Consider the following 13,249-nt stretch of genomic DNA (forward strand, 5'->3'; position numbering starts at 1 on the left):
ACACAGCAGTTAAGCTCTCACGCGTCGAAAGTACTTGGCTGGAAGCGGCCCGGGAGGATAGATTGTTGCCGGTTAGACAGAAGCCCCCGCACATTGCGTGCGGGGGCTTTTTCTTGTATATATGAAACCCTCGCCATAGTGGCGAGGGTTCGTGGAGCTTTAGCGGTGAGTATAGTATGAAATAATAAAAAAAGATCCTAACGTGTTAGTATGTCGATGATCTGCCAGTCATGACGAACACGTTAGGAGGACATTAAGATGTCGAAAGAACAAGATAAGGCCACACATAGTTTAGCACATACGAAGTGGAATTGTAAGTACCATATTGTATTTGCGCCCAAATATCGGAGAAAAGTATTTTATCTTGAAAAACGTGAGACTATTCGAGAAATATTGCGCATGTTGTGTCAATGGAAAGGTGTAGAAATAATCGAAGAAGAAATTTGTCCGGATCATATCCATTTGTTGGTAAGTATCCCACCCAAAATGAACCTTTCGCGTTTCATGGGATTTCTGAAAGAAAAGAGCAGCATGATAATATTCCTGAGATTTGGGAATATAAAGTTTGTGTACCGAAACCGCGAATTTTGGTGTAGGGGATACTATGTAAATACGGTAGGTAAAAATACGAAAACGATACAGCAGTACATAGCAAACAGTTAGAACGAGATAAGAAAGACGACCAATTAAGTTTGTTTGATCCTCGCGATCCGTTTACGGGGAGCAAGTAATCCCGTGCATGGCTGACAGGCCAATTAATGATACACTTGTGTATTGCCGGTAGCATTAGGGCTATGCCAGAAAAGGAAAAACTACCGGCTATGCCGGTGGATATTTATTATAATGATTGCAGTGATACAAATTGCAGTTTTGCTCAGCAAAGATGGGTATGAAAAAAATATTTCTATCAGCGTCAACTTCGACGAACCTGTTTTGTATATATAAATAAAAGGAATTTAAATAAACTATGTTATTAAGGAGGATTCTGCCGTGCCGATTAACAAAAAAGAACTCTCAAAAGAAATGATTGTAAAAGATATGCAGTGTGAAACTGCCTAAAATCGGAGTTTAGCGGAGGGGATATGCTTAGTCAAAACGTAAATAATTATATAGATAAGCATTTTTTTGCTCGGAATATCTATTCAAAGACTGGGAATCGTTTTTGGAGATTCTCTATAAGGATATATTAGATTAGAGTTGACGAAAAGTTGAAAAAAAGTTATAATTATTTGTGTTAAAATTTGATAAGTGTTTGTATTTTTCATGTTCTGACTTTTTTGTTGTTTATTAAGTTTTAAATTGTGGAGCGAAAGGAGAGTCGTCTACATGAATAAAATTTACAGAGTTATTTGGAGTAAAACTAAAAATTGCTATGTGGTTGCTTCGGAGCTTGCCAAACGCCATACGAAAGCGCCGCAGAGTGGGGTTGTCAATAAGATAGCAGCCCTGGCGCTTGTCGGTGCTATGAGCTTTGGGTTTGCGGGTAGTGCTTTGGCAGCACAGGTTGATGATACATATATCAAAATTGGTATGACTGGCGAACTGCCTGACGGTATTACAGTAAATCCGGCCAGTATTACAGGGGGAAATTTTGCCATTGCTATAGGCGTAAATACAAATGTTAGCGGAGATGCAAATGATGTAGCTGATTTTTCGGTAGGTGTCGGTTTTGGGGCTACAGCTACAGGAATAAACGGCTTGGCTTTGGGTAAAGATGCAACCATGACCGCTAGCCATGCAATCGGAGTTGGTGCAGGTTCACGAGCAGAAGGCATGTATTCAACTGTGATGGGCGCTTATTCGGATGTTTCGATAAATCCTGCTGTGAAATATCCCCTGGATCCAAATGTATCCGATAATGATAAAGATCTTTTGCAGGGTTTTGGAACAACGGTGCTTGGCTCGCTGAATTCATCGCGAACTACTATTGTTGACGAAACAGCGACGGACAAGAACAAAGATAAAGCGTTTATAAGTGTTGCCAGCAGTATTATCGGCACGGTGAATACCGCTACGGATTCCAACGGAGCGTTGATTTTTGGTGCCGGAAACAGTATTACTGATTCCTATCAGAGTGTCATATTTGATGAAGCAGAGACGTCAATTGATGACTTGCGTACTCAATATAAGGCTGCCGTCAAAAACGGAGACCGTTCCGCTATGGCAGAAATAACCGCAAAACTTCAAAAAATGGTCAAAGTCAGTGGCGGGCAGGTTATGACTATGGGCGGTTCTAATACGGCAACCAATGCCTATAGATCACAGTTAGTTGGCGTGGGTAACGTTCTAGAAGGCGGCGAAGATGGACCAACTTCTATCACTGTTGCTGGCCAAACGTATTATGAATATAAAACACAGTATGATTTGCTTGACGGCTTTGAAAATAAAGTAACGGAAAGCGAACACGTCAGTATTATTGGTACGGGAAACACGGTTGAAAAGAGTAATGGCAATATAATTTTTGGTGATTATCATCAGTTAAAAGGTGGAGCTGAAGATGAGAATGGAAATAAAGTAGGCGGTAACAACGTAATTATTGGTTCTGCTGCTGGTAGTTTTAAATATGTAGATTCTGAAACAGGGAAAATGATATTATCATTCGAAGCTTCAGAAGAAACAAAACATGAAGAAAATATATCTAATACAGTCATGGTTGGTCATTTAGCCAATGCAAAAATCAGTGAAGGTGTTGCCTTGGGATACAGTTCCCTTGCAAATACTGATAAAGGTGTTCAGGGGTTTGATCCTGCAACGGGAACGGCTTCTGAACTGACTTCTAAAACATGGAAAGCAACTGCTGCTGCTGTTTCTGTAGGTAATGATTTAAAGAAAACCTGGTATGGGTTTGATGAAAATACGATACAGGCTAATATCAATAAATACAAATCCCAGCTGGAAGCCTTAGGCGTAGACACAACACTTGCTCCCGCTGATTTGCTGGACAGTTTAAATGAGGAACAGATGCAACTTTTAGTTGATAATGTAGCTCATCAAACACAAGAGTCGGAAACTAAACCGGTACAAGCTGAAACCCTTTACGTTGCCAAACCTGGCAGCGGAATTACCCGCCAGATTACCAACGTGGCCGCAGGTTTTAATGATACCGATGCAGTGAACGTTGCCCAGCTGAAAGCAAGTCAGACGCATTATTACAGCGTGAATGACAACGGGACGCCGATGGGCAACTATAATAATGAAGGGGCGAAAGGCAAGTTCAGCCTGGCTGCCGGACCGGATGCCAAAGCGGAAGGTCTGCTTTCTACGGTAGTGGGAGCGGGGAACTATTCTCAGGATACGATAGTTGATTACCTCGGTACAATCAAAGAAACAATAGTTCATGCTGAAGGCGCTGGTAGCGGTATCGGAAATCAGGTTTTTAGGACGATAGGGCCTTATATCGAAGATGTACCCAGTGTTATGGGGGTCGGATCAACCGTTATAGGAAGCATGAACTCTGTAAAAAACAGGGACGAGGTAGTTGCTTCTATCAATAATTTGCATGATACATTATACGCATACTCTGCTGCCCGTTACACGTTACCTGCTTTAAAAGATTTTTTAAATAATGCTGATTTATTTGATGGCATTGCTAATACGGTTGTAGGAACTATGAATGAAACAGCGAAAGCAAATGCTGCAGTCATTTATGGAACGGGCAATACAGTTAAAAACGCTTATGAGGTTTTGGATCCGGCTTTTGACGGAGAGTTATTAGCTTCGAAAGTCCAAAACTCATCTGCTAGCGTTGCTGACCTACAAGCACTACTTGAAGAATTAGACTTTAGTAATATTGATTCGTTAAAGGACGCCATTAAGACAGGAAATGTTGATCAAATTAAGTCCCTCCTTCAGGGTTATATAAATAATGATAAAGATAGTAATTATGAAGGCAAAGGTGGGCGGATTATAGCCATTGGTACGAGTAATGAGATTGAAAATGCCGTGCTGTCACAGCTTATCGGTACGAATAATCAACTACATGGACTCAGTGCCAGTTCCTTATTAAGTACAACGGTAAAGCCCGCTACTTACACGATACTAAATGGTTATGGCAATGAAGCTACTGGAGCTAGTTATTCTACACTCATTGGTACGAATAACGAATTATACGGGTATAGTAGCAGTGGTCTTTTCAGTGCAACGGTAACGCCTGCAACGTACACTATTTTAAACGGTTATGGTAATAAGGCTTATAGAACCGATTATGCTGCTATTGTAGGCAATAGTAACACAATTGGTACAACAAGCAGAGCAACAAGCAAAGCCATCGTCCTCGGTGACAGTAACACGATTACGGCCGGCAGTAACAACGATATTGTAATTGGTACGGTGACTGATGCAGTTGGCGCATCAGGAGCAGGAAACATTGTATCTGTTGGCTACAATACAAAACTGACCGCAGCAAACAGTATAGGGATAGGCGCGGGTAATACAGTAACCGGTACGAACAGTATTGCGATTGGTAAAGGTCATACGGTATCCGGAAATAATTCCGGCGCGTTTGGCGATCCAAGTACCATTTTAGGTGACGGCTCTTACGCTATAGGTAATAATAATTCTATAGGGAAAGAGATTAAAGAAAATGATACCAGTACAATTGTGAAAGCAAATGATTCGTTTATCCTTGGCAGCAACGCGTCGATTACGTCAACAGACAATAAATCGGTAGTAGTAGGTGGTGTGGCACTGGGTAAAAATGCAATAATTGAGGACACTAGCGGAAGTGTAGCATTAGGGCAAAATTCCAAGGTTCTTAAAGTGGATGCGCCTACTGTCGGCGGTTATAATCCGCTTACAGGAGAAACTGCTTATACGGACGGAACCCAAACATGGACTGCAACTACAGGACCGGTATCAGTCGGAAGCAGTTCTGTAACACGCCAGATGAAATATGTAGCAGCAGGTTCTGCAGATACTGACGCTGTTAACGTAGCGCAGCTGAAAAGCGCTGAAACACATTATTATGGCGTAAACGACACTGGGATACCAAAAGAGAATTATGACAACAGCGGGGCAACAGGGATTGACTCTGTAGCCGCAGGCATAGCAGTCGGAACGGCGGCGAATTTCTCGGCAGTAACGGGGTCTTATTCATCCATGGCAAATGCATCTGGTCTTCAGGGAACCGGCGCTTCTGCTTTTGGCATCTTCAATACTATTGACGCAAGCGAGGAAACAGACGCCCATGATGGAATTGGCAACAGTCTTGTCGGTCTGGCTAATTCGACCAGCAATGCTAATGGTACTGTGATTATTGGCACCGGCAACGAAATTACCAATTCGGTCGGTAATCTGACAGGTTATGATGCCGTATCGGAAGCCTATGCCGCTTATTCAGCAGCACAGGCTATGTATAATGCGGATCCTTCGGATGAAAATCTGGAGGCTGTAAACGGCGCATATTCTGATTTGCAGGATGCAATGAAGACCTTTGCAAAATCTGCTCCGGAAGACGGCGGTGATGTATTAGCGATTGGCGGCGCCAATACGGCAGACTATGCGTTAAAATCCTCAATGATTGGCGTCAAGAACAGTATTACCGGGAGCGAAGGAGCGGAAGCAGAATTTAACAGTACAATCGGTTATGGCAATACAATTGCAAACGGCAGTAACAACAGTATCATCGGAACGAACCGCACTATTTCCGATGTGGATGGAGTTATTGTGATTGGTTCTGCTGCCAGTGAACTGGCTACATCGGTGGATAACTCTGTTGTAATCGGTACAGAGGCAAATGTTACATTAGAGGACAAGGAATCCGTAGCTCTGGGCAGTTATTCCAAAGCAGATAAGCTGGGAGGTTATGAGACTACCGGCGACGATGATGTTGAGATTGGAACCCTGAAACTCAGTTCAAGTAAGTTTGCGGGAACGGGCGATAATGTGGTCGGAACGGTCAGTATCGGGTATGTTCCGGAACAGAAGCAGAAATCCCGCGCAGCAACTGATAATGCAGAAGAGAATGTTAAGACCCGTACGCTGACCTATGTAGGCGCCGGTGAAATCAGCGCCACATCAACAGATGCCATCAACGGCAGTCAGTTGTATTATGCACTTGATGCCATGCAGTTCGACATTGTGGCAGGGGACAATGTGGAGGTGATCAAAAATACCGATGATACTGGACACACGGTGTATACGATTCATTCGCTGAACGCGATGGTCCAGGCCGGCCCGAGCGGGAATGTTACAGTTACTGACGAGGTTGGTGATGGAAAAACCAATGGCGTAACGACTGACCTGACTTCCGACGGTGCTGGTACAACCGCCGGCAACGGAGCGGGAGACGGAACAACCGGAGGCACTACAGCAACAATGCCGGAACCGACGCCGTCAGAAAAACCGATTGGTCCCCTGGCTCCGGGTGAGGATAAACCCAATGAACATACAACGGTTTATACTGTGGATGCGAAAGATACATATGTAGAAAAGGGCGAAGTAACGCAAGCTGCTACGGACGATAGCGATAAGGTGGTAACAACATTTACCCATAATTACGGAACCACGTTCGATGTAGATAGCAACAACACGTATGTGTCCAAAGCAGAAGTAACCCAGGAAGCCACGGATGACAACGCCGACGTAAAGGTTAAATTGACAAGAAACGATGGGAAATCCTTTGATTTGGACTTGAAAGACAGATATGTGTCCAAAGCAGAAGTGACCCAGGAAGCCACGGATGACAACGCCGACGTAAAGGTTAAATTGACGAGAAATGACGGTGAATCCTTTAATCTGGACTTGAAAGACAGATATGTATCCAAGGCAGAGGTTACACAGAAGGCAACCGACGAAAGCGATGAAGTTAAGGTTCAGTTGACGAGAAATGACGGGGAATCCTTTGATCTTGCAATGAACAACACCTACGTAGCCAAAGCGGAAGTGACCCAGGCTGCAACTGACGAAAGCGATAAAGTTAAAGTTCAGCTGACAAGAAATGACGGGAAGTCCTTTGACCTGGATTTAAACAACACCTACGTAGCCAAAGCAGAGGTAACCCAGCAGGCGACCGATACAAGCGATGATGTTACCATCGAGTTGTCCCGGAACGACGGCAAGAGTTTCGAGCTGGCAACAAAGAATACATATCTGGCAAACGCTGAAATGAAGGATCATACGCTGACCCTTGGTCGAAACGATGGAACAGAATTTGTTGTAAATGATCTTGCTACGTTGGACGACGGGATGACCTATGAAGGAGACACCGGCAGCGCAACTGTTAAATTAAACAATACAGTTAGTGTAACTGGCGGCGCAACGGAACTGACTGACGGAAACATCGGTGTTGCAGCATCGCGGGATGGTGAGAATGCGAAGCTGGAAATCAAACTGGCCAAAGACATCAAGGATGTGGACAGCATAACGGTCAACAAGAACATTAAGGTGGGTGACAACACCACCATTGAAGGCGATACGATTACTACAAAGACCGTTAACGCCGATACAGTTAAGGCCGGTGGCACGACCGTTGATGACAATGGACTGACTACTGACGACGGCAACGGGCCGTCCGTAACGAAAGACGGGATCGATGCCGGGAAGAAGAAAATTACGAACGTAGAGCGTGGTACGGCAGATACTGATGCAGTGAACTATAGTCAGTTGAAAGAAGCATCCGGTAATATTTACAATGAGCTGAATCGCTTGGACGACCGTACAAGGAAAGGTCTGGCCGGTGCAGCAGCCCTGGCGGCCCTGCATCCGATGGACTTTAATCCGGACGACAAGATGCAGTTCTCTGCAGGTATCGGTCATTATCGCGGAGAGAACGCGGCGGCTATCGGCGCATTCTACCGGCCGGATGAAAGCGTGATGTTCAGCATCGGCGGCGTCATCGGCAACGGTGACAACATGATCAACGCCGGCATCACCTTCGGCCTGGACGGCACCCGGAACCGGATTACCCGGAGCCGCACCGCCATGGCCCGCGAGATCCAGGACCTGCGCAGCCTGGTGACCCAGATGGCGGCCCGGATGGACCGTCTGGAAGGCGCCAATATCGAAACGGCTATGTTCCCGGATGTGCCGGAAAACCATTGGGCGTATGAATATGTGGAAGACCTGCAGAAACGCGGAGCTCTGAAGGGATATCCGGACGGTCTGTTCAAGGGCGACCGCGCGATGACCCGTTATGAGTTCGCTGCGATGCTGGACCGTCTGGTCCGCAGCGGCGTAACGCTGGATTCCAGGGTTGCCAAGGAGTTCGAGCCGGAGCTGGGACGTATCTATGTAGAACGCATCTCCGGCCAGGACAACGACCGCAAGAAGGTTGAGCGGGTACGCGTGAACAATTCGGATTCGAAGTATCCGGAAGGGAAGACCCGGGACGTCTACGGCAGCAAGATCGTGACGGCGGTTCCGGAAAAGGCAGTTGCCAAGTAAAAACTGTATAAAATTAAGAGAAATGATTAAGAAAAGAGAGATTCCCTCATTAAACAGGGAATCTCTTCTTACATCTTTGAAAAGGCCGAAGGCTGTTATTGAAAAGAGGTATAAATATGTGGAACGAAGGATATTTTACTGAAGGTACGTATACTTATGGCTATTACCGCGAACTGAGCCCTGCCTGGCAACGTTTCTGCCTGCTGGCCAACGGTTATGAAATTTCGGAACCGGGACCGGACTCCGTACACTGCGAGTTGGGCTTCGGTCAGGGCGTATCCATCAACGTCCACGCCGCAGCAGTACCGGGAAGGTATACAGGTACCGATTTCAATCCCTCCCACGCACGGCATGCAAACCTGCTGAATAATGCGTCAGGCGCAAAAGCAGACCTCAGAGACCTCAGCTTTGCGGAAATGCTGGAAAGTAAGGATATGCCTCAATTTGACAGTATCGGTATGCACGGCGTCTGGACCTGGATCAGTCAGGATAATCAGAAGAAAATAGTGGAATTTGTACGCCGCTATCTGAAACCGGGCGGCGTGTTCTACAACAGTTACAATTGCTTTCCGGGCTGGGCGCAGAATCATCCAATCAGGGAATTACTGACCATGCCGGATATCTACGCCCGCAGCGGAAACAATGCTGCGGAACGAATCACCAACGCGCTGGCGTTTGCGGAAAAAGCCGTCAAAGCAAATTCCCAGTATGCGGAACAACATAAACTGTTGATCAATAGTCTTCAGGAATTGAAAAAACAGAATCCCAGTTATCTGGCCCATGAATACCTGAACCGGGACTGGAATGTTATGTATTTTACTGAAGTAGCGGAAATGTTGAAGGAAGCAAAACTGGAATACGCCTGCACCGCAAGGCTTTTAGATTCGCTGGACAATCTGGAAAGCATGAATATGCCGGAAGAGGCGCTGGCGTTTCTGGCCGGTATAAGCCATCCATTGCTGCGAGAGGAAATGCGCGACTATTACATCAACCGCCAGTTCCGCGAAGACTTGTATGTGAAAGGCGGAATAAAACTGACTCCTCAGCAGAGGATTGATTCCCTGTTGGAAACAAAATATGTTATTGTTGCATCGGACGCAGAAAAACTGCAATGCAGCGGCTATTACCGCACGGTTGATTTTAAGTCAGAACTGATCTCGCCCATTTTCAGCTGGCTGAAGGCAAGCCGTTCCAAACCAAGAAGCTTTACTGCCTTCACCAGTGTTCATCCGGAGATTACCCCCATCGTTCTTTACAGTCTTTTGCTGGTCATGGCGGAACAGAATATTATTGCGCCCTGCCAACCCGAGGAAGCAGTTCTTGCGGTTGCTCCATACTGCCGCCGGCTGAACAGCTATTTATGCCGTCGGGCGCTTTATTCCGAAGATGTTTCAGTGCTGGCCTCTCCGTTGACCGGTTACGGTTTTAACATAGGACGGGTTCCACAGATGTTTCTGCATTTTTTGTGGGAAGGTAAAAAAGAAAGCACTTTGTACAAGGAGGTGTGGAACATACTGAAGTCCCAGAACCGGAGCCTTATCAGGGACGGGAAGAGGCTGGAAACGGATAAGGATAATCTGGCGGAACTTAAGGAACAGGGCAAAGTGTTTATAGAAAAGATGTTGCCGGTATTAAAAACTCTTGGGATCTATTAAACAACGGAAGAACCGATACTGATATAGGCAGAAAAAAGAAAACCGAATATGAGCGTTTGTTTTGGTATATGTTTGGAAAGAACAGGAATCGTTTAAAGCAGAAAGAAATACCATATTGTTTTTTATTGCCGGTTGAGATATAATGATACAATAACTCACAAGTATAGAATAATACGCAAATAGACGGAAACAAGGAAACAGGAGCAAGAGGAGAAAACAATGAAATTCAAGTTTTCCAAAATGCACGGCTGCGGAAACGATTATGTTTACGCAGACTGCACGCAGCAGGAAATGTCCAATCCTGAGGCGGTGGCTAAATATGTTAGCAGGTATCATTACGGTATCGGAAGCGACGGGCTGATTCTGATTTGTCCCTCTGAAACAGCGGATTTTAAAATGCGCATGTTCAATGCGGACGGCTCGGAAGGCAAGATGTGCGGTAACGGGATCCGCTGCGTGGCGAAATATGTGTACGACCATGGCCTGACAGATAAGAACCCGGTTTCCATTGAAACCCTGGCCGGCACTAAGGAAATTGAGCTGACGGTCGAAAACGGAAAGGTTACGGAGGCCCGGGTGGATATGGGTAAGCCGGAAACACGTCCCCGCATGATTCCCATGATCACCGACCATTATATCTTTGTGGACCAGTCTCTGGTCCTCAGGGAAACTTCAATAGTTGGCACGGACAATAAGACCTATAAGGAAAAGTTTTTCTTTAACGGCACGGCAGTTTCCATGGGCAACCCGCATTTTATCGTGTTTGTCCCGGATGTGGATGCGCTGGACCTGGAAGACCTGGGACCGCAGTTTGAGCATCATAAATTATTCCCGGAAGGCGTAAACACCGAGTTTGCCCAGGTGCTTGATGAGAATACCGTGAAGTTCAGGGTCTGGGAACGGGGTAGCGGCGAGACCCTGGCCTGCGGTACCGGCGCCTGCGCTGTAACTTATGCCTGCATGAAGCTGAAGAAGGCCGGCTCCATGAATAAACCGCTAAATGTTCATGCCCGGGGCGGTTTGCTGAAAGTTACCTACTGCAGTGAAAACGATCACATTTACCTGCAGGGGCCGGCGGTAGAAGTGTTTACGGGAGAAATTGAGATTCCGGATTGTGAATTGTGATTTTTCCAAAATGTCGCAACTTTGTCACAAAAGCCTTGGATAAAAGGTGTATAATCTGGTTATGAATAAGGTACTGTTATGAAGTGTTTTAAGTAAGCGCCTTATTGAATAAAAAAATAATTTGGTTTTTAATTATTCAGGAGGGAAAAAGATGAAAAAGAAATTTGTTATGTTTTTGATGACGGTTATGCTGAGCTTTTCCGCGGTATGTTTTGCCAGCTATGGCACGGACCTGGACGCGGAAGCAAAGGCGGTAGACCAGTTCTTTGCCGGTACCGATTATAAAAAAGCGGCAGCGGTTATGGATGCGGATCTGGCCAAGAATCTTACGGCAGACAAATATAAGGAAATGTTTGCCTCCATGGAGAAAGATCTGGGAAAACTGGTGCAGAAAGATCTGCGTGTTTATCAGGTGTTCCCCGACGGACATATCCTCCGTTATGCGGCTAAATTCGAAAAAGCATCCCAGATGGAAATTGATGCCGTATTTAAAAATGTCGGCGGCAAACTGCTCATGATGGATTTCCGCGTTCTCGACCCGAATGCCCAGGCTCCGGCAGCCAACCAGGCAGAAAAGAAATAACATAACACGTAACCGGACAGGGCAGCCTGTCCGGTTTTTTTAGGAAACGCTGATAAAAGAGTTCGCGCGATTGCCAACGGAAAGCGCACAGACGTAGTATTCAGCGGTTACTTGATAAAGGAGGCACCGGCATCCTATGTACGTATCTAAGATCAGAATGCAGAACTTCCGCTGCTATACGGACTTCACCATGCACTTCAGTCCCGGGGTGACGGTAATCGTAGCGGAAAACGGAAAAGGTAAGACGGCAATCCTGGACGGTCTGGCAATCAACATGGCACCCTATCTGGCCGCTTTTCCGGGAATCAAGGGGCGCAATTTCCAGCCCAACGATGTCCGTATGGTAATGGATATCCCGTCAGGAAAGGAAGAGTTGAAAATCCAACGGATGAAATACCTGCTTCCTGTTGTATTGGAAACGGAAGTGAAGGCAGACGATGGGAAAGCGTATTCCTGGAAACGGGAATTAAAAACCGTAAAAGGGAAAACCTCTTCCGCTTCAGCCAAATTTGTTTCTGATTACGGGAAAAGGATCGCGGACGCCCTGAACCAGCCTGGAGACCAGGAGATTATCCTCCCGGTAATAGGGTATTACGGAACCAGCCGCATGTGGAATGACAGTTCTCTGCTGAAACGCAAGAACGTGGATCTGTCCCGCAGCAGCGGTTATACGGAATGCCTGGAACCCAGCGGTTCCTACAACACCTTTGCCCAATGGTTCCGTTATGCTACGGAAAGCGCACTGGAATATGACCGCATTATTGCGGAAAAGAATTTAAAAACCAAAAATCCTTATCAGCAACTTTTAAATGCCATCAAAAAGGCGATTGTCACCTGTATCAGCAGTATGGGCTGGACGGATCTGAAATACAGCTTTGCGGCACAGAATCTGCTGATCTGTCACCCCAAGATGGGGGAACTGCCTCTGGAAGCCATGAGCGACGGGGCCCGCAGTGTCATCAGCATGGCAGCGGATATTGCCTACCGTATGGCCCGTCTCAATCCGGACATGGGGGAAGACGTCACATTGAAAACGTCCGGCGTGATTCTGATCGACGAGGTGGATATGCACCTGCATCCTTCCTGGCAGCAGACCGTGGTCAACGACATGGTCAGGGCCTTTCCGAAAGTACAGTTCATTATGACGACCCACAGCCCCCAGGTACTGACCAGTGTGCCTGCGGAAAGCATCCGTATCCTGCATTGGGATGACGACATGGTGGATATTGAAGAGCCGTCATTCTCCCTTGGCGCGGAAAGCAGCCAGCTGCTGCGGGATATCCAGCATGTGGAAACCCGTCCGGGATCTCTGCCGATTGTAAAGACGCTCCAGCGCTATCTGCAGCTGGTCAGCGAGGATAAGTGGGACAGCGAAGAAGCGCTGGAATTACGCAAGACGCTGGACGAGTGGTCCCAGGGGAGAGAACCTGCGCTCCTGCGGGCGGATATGGATATCCGGGTGCGCAATTACCGCAGGAAGAAATGAGATTTTGTATTTTCAGGG

General features: G+C 46.4%; 5 protein-coding genes and 1 pseudogene. All 6 read left to right on the top strand.

Going from position 1 to position 13,249, the window contains the following annotated elements:
• Positions 1 to 258: 258 nt before the first annotated feature.
• Positions 259 to 731 (top strand): annotated as a pseudogene (tnpA, locus tag BM159_RS07220) (IS200/IS605 family transposase).
• Between the two features lie 595 nt (positions 732 to 1,326).
• Positions 1,327 to 8,382: an ESPR-type extended signal peptide-containing protein gene (locus BM159_RS07225; protein ID WP_093913580.1), complete on the top strand. Its 7,056-nt coding sequence runs from the start codon at positions 1,327 to 1,329 to the stop codon at positions 8,380 to 8,382.
• A gap of 116 nt (positions 8,383 to 8,498) precedes the next feature.
• Positions 8,499 to 10,037 (top strand): class I SAM-dependent methyltransferase, encoded by a 1,539-nt coding sequence (locus BM159_RS07230; RefSeq protein WP_093913581.1) that lies wholly within the window; start codon positions 8,499 to 8,501, stop codon positions 10,035 to 10,037.
• Positions 10,038 to 10,256: 219 nt separating this feature from the next.
• The gene (dapF, locus tag BM159_RS07235) at positions 10,257 to 11,162 is read left to right on the top strand and encodes a diaminopimelate epimerase (protein WP_093913582.1); all 906 of its coding nucleotides are present in this window, start codon (positions 10,257 to 10,259) and stop codon (positions 11,160 to 11,162) included.
• 151 nt (positions 11,163 to 11,313) lie between these two features.
• A complete protein-coding gene (locus BM159_RS07240; protein ID WP_093913583.1) occupies positions 11,314 to 11,745 on the top strand; it encodes a hypothetical protein in 432 nt (143 codons plus the stop codon).
• A 136-nt stretch (positions 11,746 to 11,881) separates the two neighbouring features.
• The gene (locus BM159_RS07245; protein ID WP_093913584.1) at positions 11,882 to 13,231 is read left to right on the top strand and encodes an AAA family ATPase; all 1,350 of its coding nucleotides are present in this window, start codon (positions 11,882 to 11,884) and stop codon (positions 13,229 to 13,231) included.
• Positions 13,232 to 13,249: the final 18 nt, after the last annotated feature.

The sequence above is a fragment of the Succiniclasticum ruminis DSM 9236 genome (assembly GCF_900112895.1).
GTDB lineage: Bacteria > Bacillota > Negativicutes > Acidaminococcales > Acidaminococcaceae > Succiniclasticum > Succiniclasticum ruminis.